The organism is Streptomyces sp. MGP-BFMKR1 (genome assembly GCF_057766585.1).
Window position 1 is genome coordinate 6,040,193 of sequence record NZ_CM173408.1, and the last position, 21,588, is coordinate 6,061,780.

Genomic DNA, 21,588 nt, shown 5'->3' on the forward strand with positions numbered 1-21,588 from the left:
TCCGCCACCCCACCGCTCTCGGCCCCGCCGCGCCGCGACGCGTCACCGGAGCCACCATCGACGTCCTCAACGCCCGCCACCTCCGCCGCCGGAACGTCCACCGCCGGAACGTCAACACCCGCAACCTCACCCCGTTCCGCCACGTGGAGCCCCTCCACCCCCTCCACGCCACCGACCACAGAAGTCACATCGCCGCCGCCACCGCCACTGCCACCGCCACCACCCTGAGCATCGCCACCGCTCGCGACATCGCCACCACCCTCACCATCGGCACCGACATCGCCATCGGAAGCGAGGTCGGGAACGGGAAGCGAGGCAGGCTCGGACGCGGGAACAGCGACAGGAACGGACGCGGCGACAGACGTGGCGACGGGCGGAGGGGCGGGAACGACGACGGCCGCCTCGACCCCGTTCGCAGGGCCCGCCCCAGGGCCCGCCGCCGGGCTCGCCCCAGGGGGCGCCCCGGGGCCCTCCCCGTTGCCCGCCCCGTTGCCCGCCCCGGCGCGGCTCGTCGTGGTCGCGCGGTCGCCCTCGGACTCCGGGCCCGGCTCCATGGCCGTCATCTCGGTCACCTCTCTCTCCGCTCCGATGCATGCCGTGCCGGCGGCCATGCCGCCGCGTGGGGGTGTTCCTTCCGCAGTACGGAAAGGGCGGCGATCAGGTCGGCCTGTTGCTCCGCCGCGATGTCGAGTGCGTCCAACGGGGCGAGCAACCGATCCTGCTCGGCGTCCAGGACGCGCCGTACGCACTCCTCAAGGAGCACCCCGCCGCGCTCCCGCAACCGGAGCGCGCCGTGCACGCCGAGCAGGTCCGCGAGCGCCTCGCCGGCGGTGCGGGCCCGGCGCCCGCCGAGCAGCCCCGTGACCGCCAGGGCCGCGACCGCGTCCGGGTCGGGCAGCATGGCCCGCTCGGCGACGCTCGCCTCCTCCTCGGCCAGCTCCTCGACACAACGCCGCCAGTGCCGCGCGGCCACCCCGGCCCGGCCCGCGACCCCGGCCACGTCCGGCGCCGGAAGCGTCGCCTCCGCCGCCGGGTCGCGCTGGCTCGCCAGGTCGATCTCCGCGTCGGCGGCGCTGACGACGCAGGTCAACAGGGTTGCCAGAGACGAGGCGAGGGCGTCCAGGAGCGCGTCGGGGGGCACGTCCCGTGGATAGCAGTGCCAGTGCGTGAGCGCGTCGCCGGCGAGCGGGGCACCCTGCGCGATCTCCCGCAGGGCCCGCTCCTCGGCCCGCGCGTACGCGTCGACCACCCGCTGGGCGACCCGTACGGCGGCGGAGTGCTGGGCCGCGGCGGCGGAGGCCAGCGCGGGAACCTGGGTACGCAGCGCGGCGACGGCCCCCTCGGCGGTGCGCGCGGCAGCCGCCGCGCGGGCCACCGGGTCCTCGGCGCGCCGCGCCAGCCAGCCCCGGAGCGCCGCCACCGCCGAGGCCGGCAACAGCCCGCTGCCGCCACCCGCTGACTCGGGCAGCTCCGGAATGGTGAACCTCGGCACCTCGCCGAGCCCGGCCTCGTCCAACAGCGTGGCGTACTTGCGGGCGACCTCGACGGCGACCTGGTGCGGCACCCGGTCGAGCACGGTGATGAGCGTCACGTCGTACTCCTTGGCGGTCCGCAACAGGTGCCAGGGCACCGCGTCGGCGTACCGCGTCGCGGTCGTGACGAGCACCCAGATGTCGGCGGCGCAGATGAGCCGGGCGGCGAGTTCGCGGTTCTCGGTGACGAGGGAATCGATGTCCGGCGCGTCCAGCAGGGCCAACCCGCGCGGCAGGGCCGGGTCCGTCTCCAGCCGCAACGAGTCCACCAGCGCGTCGTACGGCTCGTCGGGCACGTAGTCAGCCGCCCGCGACCCGGTGGCGCCGAGCCCACCGAGCGCCGGGTAGTCGTCGTAGTCCGCGTAGCCGTCCGCGTACCTCCCGTGGCCCGCGCCGCCCGCGTAGCCGCCGTACTCCCCGTGGAACCCCCGGACCGGATACGCCCCGGCCACCCCGCCGCCCCCGAGCCCGAGCCCGGAGCCGCGTCCCGGCCCATCCCGTGGGCCGGGGCGCAGCCCGAGCCCGGTCCCGCCCCCGACCCGCCCGTCCCCCATGCCGTACGGGCCGTCGTACGGCGCGTCGTACGCCTCGTCGTACGCCTCGTGGCCCGTCCCCTGCGGGCCGTCCTGGACCGGCATCCACACGCGGGTCAGGTGCGGAAGCACGCGCCGGCCGGAGAACCAGTGGCGGTCCTCGGGGTGGCAGACCAGGACCGGGGTACGCGTCGTGGGCCGCAGCACGCCCGCCTCGGTGACCCGCCGCCCCACGAGCGAATTGACCAGCGTGGACTTCCCGGCCCCCGTGGAGCCGCCGATCACCGCGAGCAGCGGCGCTTCGGGAGCGCTCAGTCGGGGCACGACGTAGTCGTCGAGCTGGGCGAGGAGTTCGGCACGGCTGCGCCGGGCGCGCGCCGCGCCGGGAAGCGGGAGCGGGAAGCGTGTGGCGTCAACACGGTCACGCAGTGCGGACAGCGCGTCAAGCAGTCGGGGCCGTACGTCCAAGGTCGCCACATGGGAACAATGCCCAATTTTGCTTAGCTTTTGAAGCGTATACCCCCCTCTGCGCGCCGATGAGACCCGCCCGGATCACCGCAGAAGGGACAGGGAAGCGGCGTGGTGGCTGAGGCGCAGGCATAACGAGTGCACAACACCCGCCCGCTGTTGCGTGAAAACCCGTGCAGGATTCGCACCTGCCTGCGATTATCGGCATCGCTTCACGGAACCTCCACAACGTGCCACGGAGGTGAAGCAACCGGGATGAGGCGTACGGAGCCCTATCCTTGTCCCGGCAACGTCACGGTTCCGCCCCGCTCGGCCGTCGGCACAACGGCCCAACGGTCGGAGACGCAGGCGCCCGGGGCTTCACCAGCCGTTCGCGGCCACAACCGGCCCCCGTAGCTCAGTGGATAGAGCAGGCGCCTTCTAAGCGCTTGGCCGCAGGTTCGAGTCCTGCCGGGGGCGCACACCCAGCCTCACCAGCGCGAACGCGCGAGAGGCCCCTTCGGTGTCGCACGCACATCGCTTATAGGCCAAGCGCCTTGACTGTCCACGACCGTGGACGCATTATGGCCGGCATGAATGAGACACCGCCTCGGTACGACCTCTTGCCCATGGTCAACTCCTGGCTGCGGGCGCTCAGATCCCAGAACAAATCGGCGAACACGCTTCGGATCTACGGCCACGCGGGGCGGGCCTTCGCCGCCTTCCTCCTCGATGCCGAGGCCGGCTACCAGCCGCCAGTCCACGACGACGGCACGCCGGGCCGGCCGGCGCCTGCCGACCTGGACGAGATCCACCGGGAGCACGTCGAGGCGTACATCACCGCCACCATGCAACGCACCTCCGCGAGCAACGCGAACCAACACTTCCGCTCGCTGAAGACCATGTTCAACTGGCTGGCGGACGAAGAGGAGATCGACCGCTCCCCGATGCGGACCATGAAGCCGCCGACGGTCCCCGAAGTTGAGGTGCCCATCATCCCCGAGGCCGCCTTGAAGCGACTCTTCAAGGCGTGTAGCGGCAAGGCGTACGCCGACCGCCGCGACACCGCGCTGCTGCTGCTCCTGCTTGACACGGGGGTGAGGCTCAGCGAGGTCGCCGACCGCCGCGTCGGGGATCTCGACCTCGACCTGATGGTGCTGCGTGTGCTGGGGAAGGGCGACCGGACCCGATCCGTGCCTTTCGGCAGGACGTGTGTGACCGCTCTCGACCGGTACTTGCGCGCTGCGGCGAAGCACAAGGGCAAGCCGCTCGATGAGGACTCGTGGCTGTGGTGGGGCGACCGCAACAGGGGGCAGCGGCTGACGATCTGGGGGGTGGGGGCCATGCTCAAGCGACGGTGCGCCATCGCCGGCATCCCGCCGGTGCATCCGCATCAGTTCCGGCACACCTTCGCGCACCAGTGGAAGGTGAGCGGCGGGAACGAGGATGACCTGATGAGGATCACGGGGTGGCGGTCGCGGCAGATGCTCAGCCGGTACGCGTCGTCGGCCGGCGCTGAGCGGGCCCGCATGGCGCACGCGAAGTTGAGCCCCGGCGACCGGCTCGCGTAGCCGGCCGCCGGTAGGGGCTACGTGCGATGGATGGTGAGGCCATCGCCGACGAGGCGCGGCACTCGGAGGATGAGCCAGAGGAGTGCTGCGGCCTCGTCGGCCTGCGAGGGGTCGTAGGCAACTCGTACCGGGGTGGTGCCGCCGGAGTCCTTGCACATCATGGGAACCCCATCATCCAATGCTGCTCGCTCCACGTAGACATCTGTCACATGACCCCCTGTCCCGCCGTCGGGTTCGGGCATGCCGAATCCGTTCACGCGTTCGATTAGCGCGAGGTCACATCACTGTACGACTACTCGTCCATCTCATGCAGTAGTCGTACAGAATGCAATGACCGAGGCAAGATTTGCATCAAACGAGCGCCCATGGGTGAGCCGTTTCTACTGCTCAGAGTCATCCTTTGCCCATCGGTCGGCCACCGCCCGCGACTTAGGTGAGCCTTGCCCCACCCTGTCGAGGTGTTGACGCAGCGTCACCTGTGCCTGCCCTTGCAGCTCGGTGTCCTCGTAGCCGATGAGCTGGAAATGGGCTGCGGCAGCAACCACGTCACGCGGCAGCTCTAGGCCGGCCGCTAGTGCGGAGATGAGCGGCGGGCTGACGGTGTACCCCTGGCCAGAAGTGATCTTCCCGATCAGGCTCTTCGAGGGGGACCACCCGGTCTCCGGGTCGATGGCGCGCTCGGCGAACTCGCGAATGCTCCACCGGCGCCCGGGTCCGCGCCCGACGTGCGCTTGCACCAGCTCCGTTAGGGCGTCTTGCTGCTCCGGCATCGTCTGCCTCTCCGCTAGGTGTCCACACCAGCGCAGGGCGCCGCAGGAGAAAGTCCCTGGTCAGAGGACACAACCATTCCTGTTGTCGCAAGTATTGTCCACGATCGTGGGCGCCCGCGTGATACCGGGGGGCGCAGCGGCTGAAAAATGGCGCCACGGAGAGCGTCCATGAACGTGGACACCGCTTGAGCGATGTGCTTAAGTAGTGCATGTCCACGATCGTGGACAGCACCAAGGAGCAGCCGCATGCCTCACCGCCTCACCCTGACCGACGAACGACTGCTCCGCCTGTTGATGCGCTACGCACCAGGCGGCAGATCGCTTAGCGTCCGGGGCCTGGCGGCAGAGGCGGGCGTCTCTAAGAGCCTCGTGCACGCCCTCCTGTCCCGCCGCCGCGCCACGGCGGACGCCGACAGGGCGCAACGCATAAGCGCCGCGCTCGGCGTCCATCAGGGCGCTCTCTTTTTTGAGCCACTGTCCACGTCCACGGACGTGGACACTCCTCGAAAGGACCATCCAGATCATGGACACCCCCAGCGAGAAGTCCCTGAAAGCACGACTCGCGGCGCATGTGAGCTGGTCGAAGACGCCCGACCGGCGGGCCCGGACTGAGGCCGCTCGCCGCGCCTCGCACCACACGCGCTTCCTCGACCAGGCCCGGCGCGAGCACCCGACCGCCACGGACGAGCAAATCCAGCAGATCGCTGCCTCGCTTCGGTCGGCGTACTTCTCGGCCCTGGCCATCGAGGGAGTCCGAGCCCGACGGGCGAAGAGCAAGCAGCGGGCCGAGGCGAAGCAGAAGCGGATCGAGGCCGAGCTGCGCGAACTGCGCGCCGCCGGCCGCCGTCCGGCCGCCTGACCCACGAAGAAGGGGCCGCCCCCGACTGCCCGGCCTGGGACGACCCCGACCCCACCTCACACAAGAGAAAGAGGTAGAGCCATGAGCGCTCAGCCTACCGAACGCCCGTCCTCCCTGCCGCCGTTGCCGACCCGGCCGTCTGCGGCCCTGCGCGACAGCTTGATGCACGCCCTGGCGGCGGCCGAGCACCTGACCGCGTACGCCCCTGCCCTGCCGTCTTCGATCGAGACCAGCACGTACAGGTTCGGGCCGCTGGAGCACGGCGAGTACCGCCTGTCGGCTCACTGCACGACCGCCGCCGACGTGCTGCTGCTGGCCGAGTGGCTGAGCGTCAGCCCGGTGGTGACGCCGCAGGCTGACGGCTGGTGGAAGACGGAGGCCGAGGGCGTGGTGCAGGGCGTGGTGGTCCGCGCCTGGGCGAGTCAGGTGGCGGACGCGCCGGTCGAGTACGCGTTGACCGAGCGCACCGAGGCGGGTGAGCGGTGATGGCCACCGTACCGACGCCGGCCCCGCGCCGGACCGACATCGCCGACCTGGACGTGAAGTTGGCCGACCTGGAGGCGCGCACTTCGCCGCCGCCGGCTGACCCGCAGGTGCTGCGGGACGCCATCGCTCGCGAGGCCGCGCTGGCCTCCGACGGGCAGGTCGCGGCGCTGTCCTGCTCGCTGCACTTGGTGCTGCACCCGGAGGTCGCGGTGTCCACGGACGCGGACTACCCGGGGTGGACGCCGGGGGGCGCGTCGTGACCGAGCCGCACCTGTGGGAGATCGACCACCCCTACTACTGCACCGAGGGCAACTACTTCGTCCCCGGCATCCGCTGGCACGAGGTGCACACCGAGTACGAATCGTGGACGGAGTTCTACGAGGAGTGGGGGAGCAACGACCCCGACCTCAACCTGGTGTTCCGCTGGGACTGGCAGCGCGCCGACCCCGACGACTACACGCCCTACGAGGAAGAGGTCCCTGCCGACCGACTCCAGATCTTCTGGGTGCTCCAGCGCAAGGCGATCCTGCGGTCCACGGTCTGCGTGGTGACGGAGGCCGACGAGCCGGCCGTTCGCGCGTGGCTGGCTGACCGGGCGACGACGATCGCCGCGATCTGGGAGCCGATCCGGCTCGCGGACGGGGGTGCGTCGTGACGTTCCTCGCGCTGATCTCGCTGCTGCTCGGTGGCTGGCTGGCCGTGTGCTGGGCCGTCAGCGTCCGGGCCGAGCGCCGGCCCCGGCCGGTGACGGACCCGGTCGCCGCCTCCCGCGCCCGCGCTTCCGCTCTCCGCGCCGACTGCCGCCACGACATCCCTGGGAGCCCCCGATGACCGGACCTGAGCACTTCCGCGAGGCGGAGAACCTCCTCTCCAACGCGGCGTCGAGCGACCAGACGACGTATGAGGGGGAGAACCCGGAGGCGGACCGGCTGATCGCAGCGGCGCAGGTTCACGCGACGCTCGCGCTCGCCGCCGCCACGGCCCAGGCCGCCCCGACGTGCGCCGAGTGCGACGCGCAGATCCCGGCCGGCCGGCGCGTCTACTGCTCGACGCGCTGCAGGTTCGCCGACGACGACCACGGCCCCGACGAGCCGGCGGGCGGTGACGAGTGATGCCCGACTGCGACTGCGGCTCGTGTTGCGACGCCTGCGGCCACACCAGCGACTGCATCCGCTGGGACCTCACCGCCGACAGCCGGACCCGAGCCCTGGCCGAGGACGGCCACCCCACCACCACCCGGCGCCCCGCCGCGCCGACCGCGACCACCGAGAGGAGCGCCGCGTGAGCGCCCGAGACCTGGCCGCCGCCCGTGAGGCTGCCGGCCGCATCCTGCCGGACGGGATCGACACGCGCTGGCGTGTGATCTACACCGACAGCGAGGGGCCGACCGGTATCGCCCCCGTGTGCACCGCCGAGGGGGTAGACGACCAGCACGCCGTGATCACGGACGCTCCCGGCGGGCCCGCGCCCGACCCGGATGGTGTCTACGACTGCTGCCCCGACCCGCACATCGAGACCGGGTCGGCCTGGCTGGCCGCGTACATGGTGGCGCTGCTGAACGCGGACGCGGTTGCGGCTGCCGCCGAGACGGGCGGTGCCGCGTGAGCGCCCTGACGATCCGCATCATCACCTGCGACGGCCAGCCCGCCGACGGCGAGGTGTGCGACGCCGAGTACGGCGGCGACCCGGACACCCCCAGCCTGGCCGCCGTCCGCCGAGAGGCGCGCGCCGAGGGCTGGCAGACCGGCAGCCGGGACCTGTGCCCGCAGTGCCGCGACAGCCAGGCCGGGGGTGCCGCGTGAGCACCTACCAGGACGCACCCCTGCCGCCGGCGAGCACCGACGGGCCGGCCAGGGCCGACATCCTCGCCGGCCTCCACGCCTCCGAGGCGACGACCATCGGCGACGAGACGCCGGAGGCCCTGCTCGACCGGCACGACGCGGCCGTGCGCGCCGCCGCGCTCGCCGAGGCCAAGGCCGCGGTCGTGCAGTGGCTGACGAAGAAGTCCCGCGAGTACGGCTCCGTCGGCAGCCGCGACCGTGAGGCGCACGCCGTCGCGACGATGGCCAGCAAGATCGATCGGGGTGCGGTGCGCCTCTTCCTGGCCCACCGGGGCACGCCGACGGGCGGTGATACCGCATGACGACGACCGTGCAGGCCGGGGCCACCAGCGCCCCGGTGACAGGTCAGGCGGCGCTGGCCCGCGAGTATCGCCAACTGCTCAACCGAGAGGGCGAGCTTAGAGCTGCCGCACGTGCCGCGGGCGCGCTGGCGTCCACCGCGCGGGAAGAGTTGGCTGCCATCACGGGGAGGGTGCGAGAGATCCTCGCTACCCCTCCTGTCGGGTACGCACTGCCCTCCATCGCCGCGGGCCTGGTGGACCACGCACGTGGGCATGGCTGGCTGGCCCTGGTGCAGTGGACTCCGCCCGGGTACACCCGTGAGCCCTTCGTCACCGTGCAGGTCGGCCGCTTGCTTCGGGAGAGTGAGCGGCCCGACGCTCGCGGCGACCGGTGGACGTACAAGGTCACCTGGCACTCCCGCGGTTGCCCGCCGGGCCGCGTGCGGCTCTTCGGTCGCGGCCACGCCGTGACCCCGGATGAGCCCGCCGGCGGGGACGCGCCTTCGGTCAAGGCGATCCGCGCGGTGATCTCCGCTCACCCGGGAGGTGCCGCGTGATCGCCACCGGGAGCGACGAATTCGGCGAGCGGCTTGCTGAGCGCATCGGCGAGTTCATCATCGCCTCTGACGCTGCCAGCGACCGCAGCCGGCAAGTCGCCATCGGGCCCTCCGACGTCGGGGAACCGTGCGAGCGGCAGCTCAGTTACCGCATGCTCGCCTGGCCACGAACCAACGACCGGCTCGACCCGATCGCCGCGATCATCGGCACCGGGTTCCACATGTGGATGGCCGAGAAGTTCGCCGCGCGCCAGGTCGACATCGGTGGCGGGGTGCTGCGCTACGCCATCGAGGAGAAGGTCACCGTCCGCGAGGGCTACACCGAGGAGTCCTCGCTGCGCGGCAGCGCCGACCTGTACGACCGGCTGGCCAGGCTCAACTACGACTGGAAGCTCGTCGGCAGCAGCTCGCACGACCGCTACCGCCGGCAAGGCCCGGGCGAGAAGTACCGCGTGCAGGCCCACCTGTACGGACTCGGTCAGGAAAACGCTGGCCAGGCACCCGACCGCGTAGTGGTCGTGTTCATCGCGCGGCACCACGAGCTCAAGGTGCACGTGTGGTCCGAGCCGTACGACCGCAGCGTCGCCGAGGCCGCGCTGGCCCGGCTCGACCGCATCCGCCAGCGAGTGCTCGACCTCGACCCCGAGGCGCACCCCGAGCGCTGGCACCAGATCCCCATGGCCGAGCGGCCCAACTGCCGCTTCTGCCCATGGCTACGCCCCGGTAGCACCGACCTGTCCGTCGGATGCCCGGGGGCCAACACCGAAGCCCAGAGCACCCAGCTCGAAGCACTCATCGCATAAGGAGACCCACCTCATGACCGTTCCCACGCAGCAGACCACCCCCTCCGCCGACGACTTCCTCATGGGCGGCGGCGTCACCAGCGCCAAGTTCCCCACCCTGGGCACCACCGTCTCCGGGCGGATCGCCGAGCGGCCCACCGTCGAGCAGCAGCGCGACTTCACCACCGGCGAGCTGAAGTTCTGGGACGACGGGAAGCCGCAGATGCAGCTCGTCGTCACCCTGGCCACCAGCGAGCGTGACCCGCTCAACCCGGAGGACGACGGGGCCCGGCGGCTGTACGTCAAGGGGCAGATGAAGAACGCGGTGGCTGCGGCCGTCCGCGCCTCCGGGGCCCGCGGGCTGGAGATCGGCGGCACCCTCACCGTCACCTACGCCCGCGACGGGCAGAAGACCAACCCCCGCTTCAACGCGCCCAAGAACTACGACGCGGTGTACGTCCCCGCGGCACAGAACGAGCTGAACACGCCCGACCCTGGCGCCACCGCACAGCAGCCTGGCGGCGCCATCGGCGGACTCACCGCGGAGCAGCTCGCCGCGGCAGCCCAGAACCCGGCCACGGCGGCGCTGCTGGCCCAGCAGCAGGCGCAGCAGGCCGCGGGCGGCTCGACCACCCCGCCTCCGTTCTGATCCCCTCAGCCGCCCCCGTGGCCGCGTGACTCGACTCCGCGGCCACGGGTCGGCCAGCCCGATCGGTAGCCACGCCGAGGCTCGCGGTGCAACCCCGCGGGCGGGCACTTCCCCAACTGCACCACCCCGTACGACGCGAGGAGAGCCCCTTGAGCACCATGCCGCCACCGGACACGCTGGCCGCAGCGCTCGCACTGCACGCGGCCGGGTGCTCGGTCATCTCCGTCCACGCGGACGGAAGCAAGCGGCCCCGCGGCACGTGGCGGCACTACCAGCAGGCCCGTGCCGACGAGGCGACGCTGCGCCGCTGGTTCGCCGAGGGACACCCTGGCCTCGGTGTCATCACTGGCTCGGCCAGCGGTGGCCTGGAGATGCTGGAGCTTGAGGGGCGCGCCGTTGACGAGGGTGTGCTCGAGCAGCTCGCGGACATCGCCAACGCCTCCGGGCTGGCCGAGCTGTGGATGCGCATTGCCACAGGGTGGCTGGAGCGGTCGCCCGGTGGCGGCCTGCACTTCCACTACCGCGTCAGCGACGGCGCTGTCCCCGGGAACACGAAGCTGGCCTCACGCCCGGCCCGCGAGGACGAACTCACCCAGATTGAGCGCGAACTGCTGACCAAGCACCCGGGCAAGGTCATCACCCGGGGACTGATCGAGACCCGTGGCGAGGGCGGCTTCGTCGTCACCGCGCCGAGCAGTGGACCAGTCCACGCGAGCGGCCGCCCGTACCAGATCATCTCTGGCGGCCCGGAGACCTGCCCCACCATCACCGCGGACGAGCACCGCGCCCTGCACCTGCTGTGCCGCATGGTCGACCAGGTGCCCATGGCCGAGCCCCTGGCACCCGCTGCACAGCCGCCAGCCATGGACGAGGCCACGTCCTTCCTCTTCTCCAACGATGGCCCCGCCGGAGCCATCGGGGGCCTCACCCCGGGGGACGACTTCGAGGCGCGCACCACCTGGGCGGAGATCCTCACCCCACACGGATGGACCGCGCTGCGCACCATCGGCGGCACCACCTACTGGCGCCGCCCCGGCAAGGAGACGCCAGGAATATCGGCGACCACCGGGCGGGCGGCCGACCGCAGCCGGCTGTACGTGTTCACCACGAGCACCGAGTTCGACGCGGAGACCCCGTACACCAAGTTCGGCGCCTACGCGCTGCTCGTCCACGGTGGCGACCACTCAGGCGCGGCCCGCGAACTGCGTCGGCGGGGGTACGGGGAGCGGCCTCAGCCGGTACGACACCTAGCTGCGGTGCCCAGCCCTCAACCGGCCATGGACGGGACTGCTGCCCTCGCTCCTGAGCCCCACCGCCTTCCCGCGCCTGTGTCTGGCATCGACATCTCGTACGAGCCGGAAGCGATCATCAACATCACTGCGGCGATTTGCAGCGGCGCCATCCCCGACTCCTACGTCCGTAACGGAGAACTGGTCCAGGTCGCCGAGGTCAGCGGCGACGTGCTCACCGAGCAGCAGCACATGCTGAAGACCGCGATCCAGGGCGTGGGGCCGGACAGTCTCCGCCGACTCCTCGCGCGACACGCAGCGGTCTACCGCGTCAAGGCAGGCAAGAAGGACGAGCCCCCCACCGAAGTGCCATCCAGCCCGGCCGTATCCATCTGCAAGGCGGTCCTCACCGAGACCAACTGGCCAGGGGTGCGCCCGCTCGTGAACCTCGTCGGCGCACCTGTCCTGCGCCCGGACGGAACCGTCTTGCAAACTCCGGGGTACGACGCGCCGACCGCCTTCTACTACGCGCCACATACCGAGCTCCCCACGGTCCCGACCACGCCGACGAGCGAGGAGGTCGACACCGCGCTGGAGTTCGTGCTCCGGCACGTGCTCGGCGACTTCCCGTGGGCGACGAACTCCGACCGCGCGAACTTCATCGCGCTTCTCGTCTCTCCGATCCTCCGGCCCTACGTGGGGGGCCTCATTCCCCTTGGGGCGATCAGCGCATCCGACCGAGGCTCCGGTAAGACCCTCCTCGCGGACGTCATCGGCACCCTGTACGGCGCAGTCGTCCGCCCCTGGGTCAGCGATGACGATGAGCTTCGCAAGGCCATCACAGCGGCGCTGATGGGGACCAGCGCCGTGGTCACCTTCGACAACGTCGGTGACCAAGACAGCGTCGAAGCCCCCACGCTGGCGAAACTCCTCACCAGCCCCGCCTGGGACGACCGCGTGCTCGGCCGCAGCGAGCAAGCGCGCCTGACCAACGACCGGCTGTGGCTCGTCACCGGGAACAACATTCGCTTCGGCGGAGACCTCGCGCAACGCACCGTCCTGGTTCAGCTCGATCCGAAGTGCGCCCGCCCCGACCTGCGCACCGGCTTCCGTATCCCCGACCTCGGCGAATGGCTTGAGGACTCGCGCAACCGAGCCCGGCTCTTGCACAGCCTGCTCCTTTTGGCGCGCGCGTGGATCGTCGGTGGCGCGCCGCGTGGCGAGTACGCGATGCGGTCGTTCCGTCGATGGGCGCGCGGGTTGGGCGGGTTCCTCGCCTACCACCGCATCGAGGGCTTCCTGGGCAACGCCGCACAACTGGAGCAGCAGGACGAGGAGGCCGCGGCCTGGGCGGGGTTCCTCTCGACCTGGCACGAGCGGTACGGAAGCACACCGCAGACCGCGTCCGGCCTTCTCAACAGCGTTCAAGCGACACCTGGGTTCGGGCTCCCCGACCCGTGGAACGGCACGTTCGTTACCCGTGCCAACGGAGTCCTGCCCACCCCGAAGGGACTGGGCATGATGCTCGCCAGTCGGCGCGGCCGGTACTTCGGCGACCTCGTGCTGCGAGGCACTCAGGACGCGCACACGAAGACGTGGTTCTACCACGTGAAGCGCGACCCGCAAGCCGCTGAAGGCGCCGACGAGAGCGGGGCCTGACATGGCCTGGATGGTCGCTCTCGGTGAGGGCGCGGACTGCGGGGACTACGAATTTCTAGTCCCCGCAGTCCCCGCAAATGCGGGGACTAGCGGGGATGGGAGGGGCGCCTCACTCCTTCTCGGGGCCGCCCCAGGGCGCAACGGTTGCCCCTTCTTCGTCCCTGCGGGGACTAGCTGGGCGAATGCGGGACTAGAAAACGGGGTGGCGACTGCTAGTCCCCGCACATTTGATCTTGCAAAGATGCTGGTCAGTGAAGTGCTGCGGGTACTTGCGGGTACTTGCGGGGACTATTTCAGGGTCTTTACGTGGGGAGTGCATACCAAGACGTGTTTCACGTATAGCGGCGGATCGACCCGAACTAGTCCCCGCAAGTCCCCGCGGGCGCATCGGCCCCCCAGGACACCTCTACGCATCGTGAGCGTCGGCGGCCCCCATGGCTGAGCGCTACCTCCACCCAGGCATAGCCGCGAAGATCGCCGCCACCGCCGACCACGCGGTCCCCACCACGTGCCAACGCTGCGGCGCCCCCGTGCTCACTGCGCGCCCGGGGCGGGTGGCGGCCCTCGACGTCGCCCTTGACCCCGAGGCTTTGACTCCGCTCGAAGAGGTCCAGGCCCTGCTGGAGGGCCGGCTCACCTGGCACCTGGTCATCGGGGCGCTCGGCACCCAGCGCATCACCTGGCGCGGCACCACCCACATCACCGCGGGGCCCGCGCGCCACCCCGTACTCCGCGACCACCACTGCCCGAAGGAGGGCACCCAATGACCACGGCACCGCCCAGACTCCGCAGCTACACGCTGGCCCTGCCAGTGGGGATGAAGCTGCTCAACGCGAACCAGCGCGTACACCACCGTGTCCGCGCCGAGGTCACCGCGACCATCCGCGGCGCGGCCATGGCCGCCTGCTCCGAACACGATGGGCTCCGCGCCGCGCTGGCCGCGGCTTCGCCCGCCCCGGTGATGAGCCACGCCTACATCCTCGCCATCATCCACCCGGCCACGCGGCGCCGGCTCGACCCGGCCAACCTCTACCCCTCCTTCAAGGCCGCGGTGGACGGGCTGGTCGACGCGGGCGTGCTGGAGGACGACGACCACACCCGCGTCATCGGACCCGACATGCGCATCGGCCCCGTCATCAAGGGCGGCCGGCTGGCGCTGCACATCCAGGAACTCACCGCGGCCCAACACGCGGCCTTCCAGTGGACGAGGGTGCCCCAGTGACCTGCCCAACGCCTGGCCAGGCCAACGAGGAACCCCGGACTCGCCGCCGCCGGACATAAGAGCCACAACCCGCACCCCCAACGCCCACACCGCCAACCACCCCGAGGAGGCCCCCCGATGACCACCGAGCCCACCCTGACCCTGCCCGGCTTCCTCGACCGCCGTGCCGCCTGCGCCACCCCCCACCACGACCCCGACCTCTGGCACTCCGTCGACCCCACCGACCAAGCCGACGCCCGTGCCATCTGCGCCGGCTGCCCCCTCCTCACCGCCTGCCGCGCCTACGCCCTCACCGACCCCGACCTCACCGGCACCTGGGGCGGCCTCACCCGGCGGGACCGGGCCCGCCTCCTCCAGCCCTCACCCGCCACCCGGGCCCGCCGCGCCCCCTGTGGTACCGAGCGCGCCTACCGGCGGCACTGCGCCGCCCGCGAGCACTGCGCGCTGTGCTGGGAGGCCGAGTCCGACCGGCGCCGGGCCCGGTGGACGGCGGCGCTGGAGGTGGAGCACGCGGCGGGCGGCACGCTCAAGGGCCTGCGGTTGGAGCAGCGGTTGGGCCTCCCGCCGTGCGCGCGGTGCCGGGAGGCGGAGCGGGTGTACCGGCGGGCGCGGCAGGCCGCCAGGCGTCTCGCTGCCCCGCCCAAGGCACAGGGCGCGTCCGTGCCGGTGGTGGCCCGTCAGGCGCCCACACAGGCCGCCGCATAACCACCACCCACCCACCATCAACGAGGAGACACATGAGCAGCAGCAGGGGCTACACCGGCATCAGCCTGGCCGGCCGATGGGAGTGCGGTGCATGCGGCGCGACGGGCGACGGCTGGTACGACCCCGACGACGGCCTCGTGCTCCACGGCGCGGACGGCCAGCCCACCGACCACGACTGCGAGGAGACCCCCTGATGGCCGCCACCCCGATGCCCGAACCCACCCCCGCTCAGATCGACCTGATCATGACTCGACTGCTCGGGAGCGCACGCAGCAGAGCAGACCAAACCGCTCTCTTCCGCATCGGAAAGCGTGCCGGCGTCTTCTGGACGCACCGCGGCTGCCCCTTCCGCGGCGTCTCCGGGCTCACCGACCAGCGGTGCCTGCACTGCGGTGCTCCCCGCCCCACCTGACCCGCCTGCCCGGCCGCCGCGCGCGGCCGGGCCCCAACCACCGGAGACCCGCCATGGTCCACACCCGAACCCGGACTCACGTCTACGTCGCGTTCGCGAATCCGTACCTCGTCTGCGACCTCTGCCGCCAGCCCGCACCCCGCTGGCACAACAACGACAAGTGCGGCTGCTCAGGCCCCTGCTGGCTCGACCCGTGCGAGCACAACGCCGAAGCCGTGAGCGTCTGCCCGTCCTGGGGGCCCGTAGACGGGTGCCAGTGCCAGGAACACCTGGGCGCCGTCAACCACGCCCCGGAGGCCGACCGTGACCACTGACCCCGCTGGCCAGATCGCCGCCCAACTCGACGCCCTCACCCGACACGTCGACCTGCTGACGACGCACGTCAGACGGGCCGCCGACGCCCTGACGACGCCCACCGACGACGCGCCGACGACAGGCGACGACGGGCCAGCCGACGGGTTGCGCGAGCGGTACGCCTCCGCCATCGCGGCCGACACCGAGCTGGCCCGCGTCCGCGCCGAGCGAGACCAAGCCCGAGCCACACTCGACCACGCCCGCGCCGCCGAACGCCGCCTACGCGACGCCATGTCCTACGCCGGCCTCGCGTTCCACGCACACCTCGCCGGCCTGTGGTGCGAACTGGTGGATGCCCTCGACAACCCGACCACGAAGGAGACCTGACATGCCCGGACGACCCCACGCCCGCGCCCAAGTCGGCGCCGGCAGCCACTACCGCCCCCAGATCCAGGCACTCCAAGCCACCATCGACCGCGTGCGCGTCGAGTGCGACGCCATCGAGACCGAGACCGACGACGCCGACGTGCACGCCGCCGTCGCCCGCATCCGCGCCGCGCTCGACCCACCGGCCAGCGGGTGACTGGAAATTTTTCCGCAGCGGAAATTTTTCCGCGCACCGCCGCCGAGGCACTGCCACGGTGGAGACGACACCACCGAGGAGGACACCGTGGAATACGAACGCCCTGCCCAGGAGCGGTTCGCCAGGCTCACCGATCCCGACTTCGACCGTGCCTTCGACGCCGCTGAGACCGCAGTGGCGCGCGCCCGCCGCGCGGTCCTGACCCACGAGGGGCCGAACAGCGGCACGAAGCAGGAGCTGCTCGACGACTTCGAGCGCGCGGTGCGCCGCTTCTGGGCTGTACGCATCGCAGGGCCTGCCCGCTAGCCGACACCCGTCCGACGCCCCGTCACCCCTCCGGCGACGGGGCGTCGGCGCGTACAGGAGCAGCCCGGCCGCGCCCAGCTGCCACCTGGCCAGCCGCCTCACCGGACACACCCATCCGCGCACCGATCGCCCGGTACGTGTGCCCCTGCTCCTTGGCCGTGATCACCGCCTGCTGACGCACGTCAGCCACCAGCCGATGCAGCTCCGGCCACTCCCGCAGCACCTCAGCACACGCCGCCGCCCGATCCATCGCATCAGGGATCGCCTCCAACGCCCGCAGCGCCGCACGCACCCGCTCGACCTCACCCGCCATGACTCACCGCCTCCCGGCCGGAGAGTAGGTCTGCACAACGGGTCAACCAAGGGGTACCCTCTGGAGCCAAGGGGTACCCCTTGGCCCGTCGTGACGGACTGACGACGCCCCACAACTGAACGAGCCCCGGCAGGGACTGGCATCCCGGCCGAGGCTCTGACCACAGGAGACGAGACCTCCCATGGCTGACCGCAGCGTACCCGCCCCCGCCCCCGGCCAGAGCCTCACCACCGCCGCCTGGCAGGACCACCTCGACCACTGCGACCGGTGCCGTGCCATCGACGCCGCCTCCGCCGCGGCCGTCGCCGAGTCCGGCGAGTCCATGCGCCGGCGCGACCGCCGCACCCTCGACCTCCGCGGCAACACGCAGGGCGGCATGTGATGCGCGACCCACACCGCACCGCCGGCCTCGGCCTCGCCATCGGCGCCGCCCTCATCATCACCACCATCACGGGCATCGCCTTCTGGCTCAGTTACCACCACCTGCATGATGTCGCCGCGGCACACGGCCTCGCCGCCGACAGCCGCCGCGCCTGGGCATGGCCCGCCGTGCTCGACCTCTTCTACCTCGCCGGCGAGCTGCTGATCCTCCGCGCCTCGTACCTGCGCACCGTGGACCCCTGGGCCATCGCCCTGACCGCGGTCGGCGCGCTCGGCAGCATCGGCCTCAACGTCGCTGGCGTCGGCCCGGGGGCGCCCGCCCTGGAGTACGTCGTCGCCGCGGTCCCGCCGGTCGCCGCCCTCCTCGCGTTCGGCGCGTTGATGAGGCAGCTCCACATCTGGTTCGCCCAGGCCGAGGAGCCGGCCGTCGTCGCCCCGTCGACCAGCGTCGTTGCGTCACCCGTCAGCCGGCCGACGCCCGTCAGCGCGCCGCTGACGCCCCCCGGGCCGATGCCGCCGACGACCCCGCCGACACCCGTCACCACCCCGTCGGCCGCGCCGCCGGCCCCCACACCGATCGCCTACAGCGACCCCCGCTGCACCGCCATCCGCGCCCTGTACGACACCGGCACCAGGCCCAGCACCGGCGCCATGCGCGCCGCCCTGGTCGCCGCCGGACACGGCCGCGTCGCCGACAGCACCATCCGCGGCGCCCTCCGCGCCGAGGTCGAACGGCACGAGCCGGCGCTCGCCGCGTACCCGCCGGCGTTGCGGACCGCGTGATGGCCATCGCCCTCGCGCTCGCCCTGCTGCTCGTCTACCTCGCCGGCGCGGCCCTGGGCGTCGTCGCCCTCGCCGCCGCCGCGTACCACCGCCGCGACCGGGCCGCCACCCGCGTCGCCGGCGTGGTCGCTGTCCTGCTGACGCTGATCGCGCTCGTCGCCGCCCTCCGCTGAAGGACCCCTGATGCCTGACCCGATCCAGCCCACCCGTGTCATCCCGGCCGGGGAGTGGCCCCTCGGCCCGTCCCCGCTACCACCCGGCCCGCCGGAGCCCGGCGCCGTGCCGCCCTGGCGCGCGCCCGCCACGCCGCCGCCCCCGCCGCCGGTTCCGCCGACCACCGGCCGGCCGTGGCCCTGGCCCGAACCACCCGCCGCCGGGCCGCTGCACATCCACGTCACCGTCGACCTGCTCCCGCCCGCTCCCGAGCCGGAGCCCCCGCGCCGGAACTGGGCCTGGCTGTGGCGCTGGCTCCGCCCCCGCCAGTCCCTCATCGGCATCACCCTGGCGCTCCTGCCATCCCCTGCCTACGAGCACTACAGCCTCACCACCGCGTGGGCGGCCTGCCTCAACGACCTCCGTGCCGACGGCTCGCCCGGCGACCTCGGCACCGCCTACCTCATGGCCGGCGCCGCGACTGGCCTCGCCGTCCTCATCGACCACCGCCGCCAGACCTGGTGGGCCCGGTGCCTCCTCGTCGTCACCCTCATCGGCGGCACCGGTGCCCTCGGCTGGTACGACCTCGTCACCTTCGTCACAGGAGTCCGCTCGTGAACGCCACCTCCGTCGGCCTTAGCCTCGCCGGCGCCGCCGTCGCCATCGCCATCGTGTGGGCCAACCTCCGGCCCTGGTTGAAGGGTGGGCGCGATCCCAAGGCGCTGCTGCCCTACGGGTCAGGTGCGGCCGTAGGCAGCCTCGCCACCATCTGCGTCGGCGGCGCCCTGGGCTGGGGTGCCGCCGGCCTCGCTGGCGTCGCGACAGCCGGCGGCGACAAGGGCGTCGCCAAGACCGTCGGCACCGGACAGAGCAGCCTGCCGACCGGCCGGATGGGCGTCCTCACCGACGAGGGCGGCGTGGTCGTCTTCCTGCTCTTCCTCGCCCTGATCATCCTGTTCCGCGCGGCCAACAAGAAGGACCGGTGGCGGATTGCAGGGGGCTTCGCCAGCTTCGCCGTCCTGGGCTTCCTGCCAGGTGTGGCCGCCACGCTGACGTGGTGGCCGGACACCGTGAACTGGGCCGGCACGGAACTGAAGGGCGCGCTGAGCAGCACGGGGAGCTTCCTGTGAAGCGGCTCGCATGGCCCGGCGTGACCGGCGCCGCCGACCGGCTGACCACCGGCAGCACCCGGCTTGCCACACACCTCGCGACCCGCGCAAGCACCTGGTGCCGCCGCGCCCGCCGCACGGACCTGACCGGCTGGCGAGCCGCGCTCGGGCCAGCCATCCGCGCCACCATCCTGGCCAGCGCCGGCTACGCCGCGCTGCGCCTGGTGCGCGCCCGCCCGGTCCTGATGTGGGTGGCGGCCGGCGCGTGGCTCGTCGCTGCGTGGCGCGTCGGGCACCCCGACTGGAAGCCGCAGGAGAAGGAAGAGGGGACCGAGGAGGGGGAGGAGGCCGCCGACCCGGACGCGCCGATCTCCCTGGCCGACCTCGCCGCCGCTCTCTCCCGGGTCGGCACTCCTCATGCCCATCTGGCCGCTCTCGCCGCCCACCTGGACGCGACCCCCGCGCGCGTACGGGCCTCACTGCGCGCGCACGGGGTGGCGGTTGAGACGGTCCGGATGCGGGGCGCGGGCGCCTCAACCGGAGTCAAGGACACCGCCCTGGCGGCCGTTGTTAGTGCAGGTCAGGCCAACAACAACAACAGCAACAACGGCGCGCCGACCGAAGCGGAGAAGGGGTTGCGTGTACGGCCCATCGGTCAGTGCGGCGCCGTCCTCCATCGGGGCGCCGGCCAGCGGCACGCGGTCGAGAGGGGGTGACCAACATGGAGTACTGCGCCCGCTGCGGCTGGTGGACCCGGCCCCACTGCGGCCACTGACACGAGAGGATGACCCGGCCACTCAGCCACCCAGGACGAGAAGGATCGATATGGACGACGAGACGTGGGAGAAACTGGCCGAAGCCTGGGAGGATGTCCACGATGGGAACGTGCGGCGGGCGAAGCTGTACTTCACTCGCGACGACTTCGTCCAGATGAACCAAGCCACCTCCGTCGCACGCCTCGCGCACGCGCTGGCCACAAGCGTCCGGTGGGTCGCCGAGCACCACGGCTCCGCCACCGCCAACGCCCTCACGAAGCACGTGCAGGCCGACATGGACGTGTCAGTCGCGGAGGTCACCGGCCTGCTCCACCTCGCCGAGGAGGCGGAGCAGGCGGCGAAGAGACCGCCGCAGGACTGATGGTGCCCGCCCCCGTCCCGAGAAGGCAGAGGTGCAGGATGGACGACTTGACGCAGTGGCTCCTCGTGCAGTTGGAGGAGGATGAGGTCGAAGCCCGAGATGCCCTACGACGGACCACGACCACCCGACGGTGGATCGGCGGCGAGTGGGTGGAGGATACGGTGCAGCCTCCAGAGTGGCGCCGGTCGGTGTGGGGTCCGGAGCGGGTGCTGCGCGAGATCGACGCCAAGCGGGAGCTGGTGCGCCTCGCAGAGCGCGTGCACGACTACCACGAGACCTTCGTGAGCGGCCTTGCAGCCGCGATGGAGCAGGTGCTCCGCCGGTTCGCGCTCGCCTACTCTGCCCGGCCCGGCTACCAGGAGAAGTGGCGCCCGTAGAGGGCAGCACGAAAGCCCCCGCCCGAAGACTCGGGCGGGGGCGCGCTCATGCCCGGTACGCTGCCCGTCCCCCCACACCACCAACCGACGACCCCCTGGGGGACACCCATGCGCCGCACCACCGCCCTGACCGCCGCAGCCCTCACCGCGCTGCTCACGCTCGTCGGCTGCTCCGACGACGGCGGAGACGACAAGGCGAAGCCCACCGCCGGCAAGACCGCGAGCATGCCGGCCGCCGACGACGGCCGAGCCGAACTCGAAGCGGCGGTCCGCGCCTACACGGCCGCGTTCTTCAAGCCGGACGCGACCGCCGGCTACAACGCGCTGTCGAAGCGCTGCGCCGCCGAGATCGACAAGGCCGCGTACACCGCCCAGGTGGAGACCGCCAGCAAGCAGTACGGCAAGCAGAGCGTGAAGACGTTCAAGGTGGACCAGCTCAGCGGCGACATGGCCCGCGTGTCGTACGGCGTGGGTCTGCCGCTGTTCGACCAGAAGTCCCAGCCCTGGGTGCGCGAGGGTGGCGAGTGGCGGTACGACGCCTGCTGACCCTCGTACGCTAGCTCCGTGGCCCCGCGCGTCCCCCGTCGCGCGGGGCCGCACCACGTCCCCACCAGGTG

General features: G+C 71.9%; 37 protein-coding genes and 1 tRNA gene. 34 read left to right on the forward strand and 4 right to left on the reverse strand.

Translation table 11 applies throughout. The features are described 5' to 3' along the window. Positions 1–568: 568 nt before the first annotated feature. Positions 569–2,542: an ATP-binding protein gene (locus AC3CHW_RS23990; protein ID WP_488467838.1), complete on the reverse strand. Its 1,974-nt coding sequence runs from the start codon at positions 2,540–2,542 to the stop codon at positions 569–571. Positions 2,543–2,919: 377 nt separating this feature from the next. Here AC3CHW_RS23990 and AC3CHW_RS23995 point away from each other — a divergent pair. Both AC3CHW_RS23995 and AC3CHW_RS24000 read left to right on the forward strand, forming a co-directional pair. Beyond that, positions 2,920–2,992, forward strand: a tRNA-Arg gene (locus AC3CHW_RS23995). A gap of 113 nt (positions 2,993–3,105) precedes the next feature. Then, positions 3,106–4,083 (forward strand): tyrosine-type recombinase/integrase, encoded by a 978-nt coding sequence (locus AC3CHW_RS24000; protein WP_488467839.1) that lies wholly within the window; start codon positions 3,106–3,108, stop codon positions 4,081–4,083. Between the two features lie 17 nt (positions 4,084–4,100). Here AC3CHW_RS24000 and AC3CHW_RS24005 read toward each other — a convergent pair whose 3' ends face one another. Continuing rightward, positions 4,101–4,244, reverse strand: a complete 144-nt coding sequence (locus AC3CHW_RS24005; protein ID WP_488467840.1) for a hypothetical protein — start codon at positions 4,242–4,244, stop codon at positions 4,101–4,103. A gap of 219 nt (positions 4,245–4,463) precedes the next feature. Beyond that, the gene (locus tag AC3CHW_RS24010; RefSeq protein ID WP_488467841.1) at positions 4,464–4,853 is read right to left on the reverse strand and encodes a hypothetical protein; all 390 of its coding nucleotides are present in this window, start codon (positions 4,851–4,853) and stop codon (positions 4,464–4,466) included. 523 nt (positions 4,854–5,376) lie between these two features. On the opposite strand from AC3CHW_RS24010, the gene AC3CHW_RS24015 reads away from it, so the two are divergent. The 23 genes from AC3CHW_RS24015 to AC3CHW_RS24125 all read left to right on the forward strand — a co-directional run bounded on the left by AC3CHW_RS24015 (position 5,377) and on the right by AC3CHW_RS24125 (position 16,718). After that, positions 5,377–5,712, forward strand: coding sequence for a hypothetical protein (locus AC3CHW_RS24015; protein WP_488467842.1), 336 nt, complete (start codon positions 5,377–5,379; stop codon positions 5,710–5,712). 81 nt (positions 5,713–5,793) lie between these two features. Further along, positions 5,794–6,198, forward strand: coding sequence for a hypothetical protein (locus AC3CHW_RS24020; RefSeq protein WP_488467843.1), 405 nt, complete (start codon positions 5,794–5,796; stop codon positions 6,196–6,198). Then, positions 6,198–6,458, forward strand: a complete 261-nt coding sequence (locus AC3CHW_RS24025; RefSeq protein WP_488467844.1) for a hypothetical protein — start codon at positions 6,198–6,200, stop codon at positions 6,456–6,458. The genes AC3CHW_RS24020 and AC3CHW_RS24025 overlap by 1 nt, the downstream gene beginning before the upstream one ends. Further along, entirely contained in the window at positions 6,455–6,853 is a 399-nt protein-coding gene (locus AC3CHW_RS24030) for a hypothetical protein (RefSeq protein ID WP_488467845.1), read from the forward strand. Before AC3CHW_RS24025 ends, AC3CHW_RS24030 begins: the two co-directional genes overlap by 4 nt. Next, a complete protein-coding gene (locus AC3CHW_RS24035; RefSeq protein ID WP_488467846.1) occupies positions 6,850–7,029 on the forward strand; it encodes a hypothetical protein in 180 nt (59 codons plus the stop codon). Before AC3CHW_RS24030 ends, AC3CHW_RS24035 begins: the two co-directional genes overlap by 4 nt. Continuing rightward, positions 7,026–7,310, forward strand: a complete 285-nt coding sequence (locus tag AC3CHW_RS24040) for a hypothetical protein (protein WP_488467847.1) — start codon at positions 7,026–7,028, stop codon at positions 7,308–7,310. The genes AC3CHW_RS24035 and AC3CHW_RS24040 overlap by 4 nt, the downstream gene beginning before the upstream one ends. Next, positions 7,310–7,483 (forward strand): hypothetical protein, encoded by a 174-nt coding sequence (locus AC3CHW_RS24045; protein WP_488467848.1) that lies wholly within the window; start codon positions 7,310–7,312, stop codon positions 7,481–7,483. The genes AC3CHW_RS24040 and AC3CHW_RS24045 overlap by 1 nt, the downstream gene beginning before the upstream one ends. Then, entirely contained in the window at positions 7,480–7,803 is a 324-nt protein-coding gene (locus AC3CHW_RS24050; protein ID WP_488467849.1) for a hypothetical protein, read from the forward strand. Before AC3CHW_RS24045 ends, AC3CHW_RS24050 begins: the two co-directional genes overlap by 4 nt. Next, the gene (locus AC3CHW_RS24055) at positions 7,800–8,000 is read left to right on the forward strand and encodes a hypothetical protein (RefSeq protein WP_488467850.1); all 201 of its coding nucleotides are present in this window, start codon (positions 7,800–7,802) and stop codon (positions 7,998–8,000) included. The genes AC3CHW_RS24050 and AC3CHW_RS24055 overlap by 4 nt, the downstream gene beginning before the upstream one ends. Then, positions 7,997–8,341 carry a hypothetical protein gene (locus tag AC3CHW_RS24060; protein ID WP_488467851.1) on the forward strand — a complete coding sequence of 115 codons (345 nt, stop codon included), beginning with the start codon at positions 7,997–7,999 and terminating at the stop codon, positions 8,339–8,341. The genes AC3CHW_RS24055 and AC3CHW_RS24060 overlap by 4 nt, the downstream gene beginning before the upstream one ends. After that, positions 8,338–8,877: a hypothetical protein gene (locus tag AC3CHW_RS24065; protein ID WP_488467852.1), complete on the forward strand. Its 540-nt coding sequence runs from the start codon at positions 8,338–8,340 to the stop codon at positions 8,875–8,877. The genes AC3CHW_RS24060 and AC3CHW_RS24065 overlap by 4 nt, the downstream gene beginning before the upstream one ends. Continuing rightward, positions 8,874–9,680 (forward strand): hypothetical protein, encoded by an 807-nt coding sequence (locus AC3CHW_RS24070; RefSeq protein ID WP_488467853.1) that lies wholly within the window; start codon positions 8,874–8,876, stop codon positions 9,678–9,680. The genes AC3CHW_RS24065 and AC3CHW_RS24070 overlap by 4 nt, the downstream gene beginning before the upstream one ends. Positions 9,681–9,693: 13 nt before the next feature. After that, a complete protein-coding gene (locus AC3CHW_RS24075; RefSeq protein WP_488467854.1) occupies positions 9,694–10,308 on the forward strand; it encodes a hypothetical protein in 615 nt (204 codons plus the stop codon). A gap of 158 nt (positions 10,309–10,466) precedes the next feature. Further along, on the forward strand, positions 10,467–13,196 hold the full coding sequence (locus AC3CHW_RS24080) for a bifunctional DNA primase/polymerase (RefSeq protein ID WP_488471152.1): 2,730 nt from the start codon (positions 10,467–10,469) through the stop codon (positions 13,194–13,196). Between the two features lie 434 nt (positions 13,197–13,630). Continuing rightward, positions 13,631–13,963: a hypothetical protein gene (locus AC3CHW_RS24085; protein ID WP_488467855.1), complete on the forward strand. Its 333-nt coding sequence runs from the start codon at positions 13,631–13,633 to the stop codon at positions 13,961–13,963. Then, positions 13,960–14,418 carry a hypothetical protein gene (locus tag AC3CHW_RS24090; RefSeq protein ID WP_488467856.1) on the forward strand — a complete coding sequence of 153 codons (459 nt, stop codon included), beginning with the start codon at positions 13,960–13,962 and terminating at the stop codon, positions 14,416–14,418. The genes AC3CHW_RS24085 and AC3CHW_RS24090 overlap by 4 nt, the downstream gene beginning before the upstream one ends. A gap of 117 nt (positions 14,419–14,535) precedes the next feature. Beyond that, on the forward strand, positions 14,536–15,123 hold the full coding sequence (locus AC3CHW_RS24095) for a WhiB family transcriptional regulator (RefSeq protein WP_488467857.1): 588 nt from the start codon (positions 14,536–14,538) through the stop codon (positions 15,121–15,123). 32 nt (positions 15,124–15,155) lie between these two features. Then, positions 15,156–15,317, forward strand: a complete 162-nt coding sequence (locus AC3CHW_RS24100) for a hypothetical protein (protein ID WP_488467858.1) — start codon at positions 15,156–15,158, stop codon at positions 15,315–15,317. Further along, on the forward strand, positions 15,317–15,535 hold the full coding sequence (locus tag AC3CHW_RS24105; protein ID WP_488467859.1) for a hypothetical protein: 219 nt from the start codon (positions 15,317–15,319) through the stop codon (positions 15,533–15,535). The genes AC3CHW_RS24100 and AC3CHW_RS24105 overlap by 1 nt, the downstream gene beginning before the upstream one ends. A 53-nt stretch (positions 15,536–15,588) precedes the next feature. Then, entirely contained in the window at positions 15,589–15,849 is a 261-nt protein-coding gene (locus AC3CHW_RS24110) for a hypothetical protein (protein WP_488467860.1), read from the forward strand. Next, a complete protein-coding gene (locus tag AC3CHW_RS24115; protein WP_488467861.1) occupies positions 15,839–16,216 on the forward strand; it encodes a hypothetical protein in 378 nt (125 codons plus the stop codon). The genes AC3CHW_RS24110 and AC3CHW_RS24115 overlap by 11 nt, the downstream gene beginning before the upstream one ends. Before the next feature lies 1 nt (position 16,217). Next, a complete protein-coding gene (locus tag AC3CHW_RS24120) occupies positions 16,218–16,412 on the forward strand; it encodes a hypothetical protein (protein ID WP_488467862.1) in 195 nt (64 codons plus the stop codon). An 87-nt stretch (positions 16,413–16,499) separates the two neighbouring features. Further along, positions 16,500–16,718, forward strand: a complete 219-nt coding sequence (locus AC3CHW_RS24125; protein WP_488467863.1) for a hypothetical protein — start codon at positions 16,500–16,502, stop codon at positions 16,716–16,718. Between the two features lie 22 nt (positions 16,719–16,740). Here the strand turns inward: AC3CHW_RS24125 and AC3CHW_RS24130 are convergent, their stop codons facing one another. Then, a complete protein-coding gene (locus AC3CHW_RS24130; RefSeq protein WP_488467864.1) occupies positions 16,741–17,031 on the reverse strand; it encodes a hypothetical protein in 291 nt (96 codons plus the stop codon). A gap of 181 nt (positions 17,032–17,212) precedes the next feature. Between AC3CHW_RS24130 and AC3CHW_RS24135 the strand changes: the two genes are divergently transcribed. From AC3CHW_RS24135 to AC3CHW_RS24175, 9 genes are all read left to right on the forward strand, one after another. Next, a complete protein-coding gene (locus AC3CHW_RS24135) occupies positions 17,213–17,413 on the forward strand; it encodes a hypothetical protein (RefSeq protein ID WP_488467865.1) in 201 nt (66 codons plus the stop codon). Next, complete coding sequence (locus tag AC3CHW_RS24140) at positions 17,413–18,195, forward strand: DUF2637 domain-containing protein (protein WP_488467866.1); 783 nt, start codon at positions 17,413–17,415, stop codon at positions 18,193–18,195. Before AC3CHW_RS24135 ends, AC3CHW_RS24140 begins: the two co-directional genes overlap by 1 nt. Next, complete coding sequence (locus AC3CHW_RS24145; protein WP_488467867.1) at positions 18,195–18,368, forward strand: hypothetical protein; 174 nt, start codon at positions 18,195–18,197, stop codon at positions 18,366–18,368. The genes AC3CHW_RS24140 and AC3CHW_RS24145 overlap by 1 nt, the downstream gene beginning before the upstream one ends. A gap of 10 nt (positions 18,369–18,378) precedes the next feature. After that, positions 18,379–18,966, forward strand: coding sequence for a hypothetical protein (locus AC3CHW_RS24150; RefSeq protein WP_488467868.1), 588 nt, complete (start codon positions 18,379–18,381; stop codon positions 18,964–18,966). Then, positions 18,963–19,478 carry a hypothetical protein gene (locus AC3CHW_RS24155; RefSeq protein ID WP_488467869.1) on the forward strand — a complete coding sequence of 172 codons (516 nt, stop codon included), beginning with the start codon at positions 18,963–18,965 and terminating at the stop codon, positions 19,476–19,478. Before AC3CHW_RS24150 ends, AC3CHW_RS24155 begins: the two co-directional genes overlap by 4 nt. Then, the gene (locus tag AC3CHW_RS24160) at positions 19,475–20,173 is read left to right on the forward strand and encodes a hypothetical protein (RefSeq protein ID WP_488467870.1); all 699 of its coding nucleotides are present in this window, start codon (positions 19,475–19,477) and stop codon (positions 20,171–20,173) included. The genes AC3CHW_RS24155 and AC3CHW_RS24160 overlap by 4 nt, the downstream gene beginning before the upstream one ends. A gap of 109 nt (positions 20,174–20,282) precedes the next feature. Beyond that, positions 20,283–20,594, forward strand: a complete 312-nt coding sequence (locus tag AC3CHW_RS24165; RefSeq protein ID WP_488467871.1) for a hypothetical protein — start codon at positions 20,283–20,285, stop codon at positions 20,592–20,594. A gap of 38 nt (positions 20,595–20,632) precedes the next feature. Beyond that, positions 20,633–20,971 carry a DUF6221 family protein gene (locus tag AC3CHW_RS24170; protein WP_488467872.1) on the forward strand — a complete coding sequence of 113 codons (339 nt, stop codon included), beginning with the start codon at positions 20,633–20,635 and terminating at the stop codon, positions 20,969–20,971. 108 nt (positions 20,972–21,079) lie between these two features. Then, complete coding sequence (locus tag AC3CHW_RS24175) at positions 21,080–21,517, forward strand: hypothetical protein (protein WP_488467873.1); 438 nt, start codon at positions 21,080–21,082, stop codon at positions 21,515–21,517. Positions 21,518–21,588 lie beyond the last annotated feature (71 nt).

What these genes read in the sequence shown, in the direction of transcription:
- AC3CHW_RS24000 (WP_488467839.1), top strand. Translation starts at nt 3,106, where the DNA reads ATGAATGAGACACCGCCTCGGTACGACCTCTTGCCCATGGTCAACTCC.
- AC3CHW_RS24005 (WP_488467840.1), bottom strand. Translation starts at nt 4,244, where the DNA reads ATGATGTGCAAGGACTCCGGCGGCACCACCCCGGTACGAGTTGCCTAC.
- AC3CHW_RS24010 (WP_488467841.1), bottom strand. Translation starts at nt 4,853, where the DNA reads ATGCCGGAGCAGCAAGACGCCCTAACGGAGCTGGTGCAAGCGCACGTC.
- AC3CHW_RS24015 (WP_488467842.1), top strand. Translation starts at nt 5,377, where the DNA reads ATGGACACCCCCAGCGAGAAGTCCCTGAAAGCACGACTCGCGGCGCAT.
- AC3CHW_RS24020 (WP_488467843.1), top strand. Translation starts at nt 5,794, where the DNA reads ATGAGCGCTCAGCCTACCGAACGCCCGTCCTCCCTGCCGCCGTTGCCG.
- AC3CHW_RS24025 (WP_488467844.1), top strand. Translation starts at nt 6,198, where the DNA reads ATGGCCACCGTACCGACGCCGGCCCCGCGCCGGACCGACATCGCCGAC.
- AC3CHW_RS24040 (WP_488467847.1), top strand. Translation starts at nt 7,026, where the DNA reads ATGACCGGACCTGAGCACTTCCGCGAGGCGGAGAACCTCCTCTCCAAC.
- AC3CHW_RS24045 (WP_488467848.1), top strand. Translation starts at nt 7,310, where the DNA reads ATGCCCGACTGCGACTGCGGCTCGTGTTGCGACGCCTGCGGCCACACC.
- AC3CHW_RS24065 (WP_488467852.1), top strand. Translation starts at nt 8,338, where the DNA reads ATGACGACGACCGTGCAGGCCGGGGCCACCAGCGCCCCGGTGACAGGT.
- AC3CHW_RS24075 (WP_488467854.1), top strand. Translation starts at nt 9,694, where the DNA reads ATGACCGTTCCCACGCAGCAGACCACCCCCTCCGCCGACGACTTCCTC.
- AC3CHW_RS24080 (WP_488471152.1), top strand. Translation starts at nt 10,467, where the DNA reads ATGCCGCCACCGGACACGCTGGCCGCAGCGCTCGCACTGCACGCGGCC.
- AC3CHW_RS24085 (WP_488467855.1), top strand. Translation starts at nt 13,631, where the DNA reads ATGGCTGAGCGCTACCTCCACCCAGGCATAGCCGCGAAGATCGCCGCC.
- AC3CHW_RS24090 (WP_488467856.1), top strand. Translation starts at nt 13,960, where the DNA reads ATGACCACGGCACCGCCCAGACTCCGCAGCTACACGCTGGCCCTGCCA.
- AC3CHW_RS24095 (WP_488467857.1), top strand. Translation starts at nt 14,536, where the DNA reads ATGACCACCGAGCCCACCCTGACCCTGCCCGGCTTCCTCGACCGCCGT.
- AC3CHW_RS24100 (WP_488467858.1), top strand. Translation starts at nt 15,156, where the DNA reads ATGAGCAGCAGCAGGGGCTACACCGGCATCAGCCTGGCCGGCCGATGG.
- AC3CHW_RS24105 (WP_488467859.1), top strand. Translation starts at nt 15,317, where the DNA reads ATGGCCGCCACCCCGATGCCCGAACCCACCCCCGCTCAGATCGACCTG.
- AC3CHW_RS24110 (WP_488467860.1), top strand. Translation starts at nt 15,589, where the DNA reads ATGGTCCACACCCGAACCCGGACTCACGTCTACGTCGCGTTCGCGAAT.
- AC3CHW_RS24120 (WP_488467862.1), top strand. Translation starts at nt 16,218, where the DNA reads ATGCCCGGACGACCCCACGCCCGCGCCCAAGTCGGCGCCGGCAGCCAC.
- AC3CHW_RS24130 (WP_488467864.1), bottom strand. Translation starts at nt 17,031, where the DNA reads ATGGCGGGTGAGGTCGAGCGGGTGCGTGCGGCGCTGCGGGCGTTGGAG.
- AC3CHW_RS24135 (WP_488467865.1), top strand. Translation starts at nt 17,213, where the DNA reads ATGGCTGACCGCAGCGTACCCGCCCCCGCCCCCGGCCAGAGCCTCACC.
- AC3CHW_RS24140 (WP_488467866.1), top strand. Translation starts at nt 17,413, where the DNA reads ATGCGCGACCCACACCGCACCGCCGGCCTCGGCCTCGCCATCGGCGCC.
- AC3CHW_RS24145 (WP_488467867.1), top strand. Translation starts at nt 18,195, where the DNA reads ATGGCCATCGCCCTCGCGCTCGCCCTGCTGCTCGTCTACCTCGCCGGC.
- AC3CHW_RS24150 (WP_488467868.1), top strand. Translation starts at nt 18,379, where the DNA reads ATGCCTGACCCGATCCAGCCCACCCGTGTCATCCCGGCCGGGGAGTGG.
- AC3CHW_RS24165 (WP_488467871.1), top strand. Translation starts at nt 20,283, where the DNA reads ATGGACGACGAGACGTGGGAGAAACTGGCCGAAGCCTGGGAGGATGTC.
- AC3CHW_RS24170 (WP_488467872.1), top strand. Translation starts at nt 20,633, where the DNA reads ATGGACGACTTGACGCAGTGGCTCCTCGTGCAGTTGGAGGAGGATGAG.
- AC3CHW_RS24175 (WP_488467873.1), top strand. Translation starts at nt 21,080, where the DNA reads ATGCGCCGCACCACCGCCCTGACCGCCGCAGCCCTCACCGCGCTGCTC.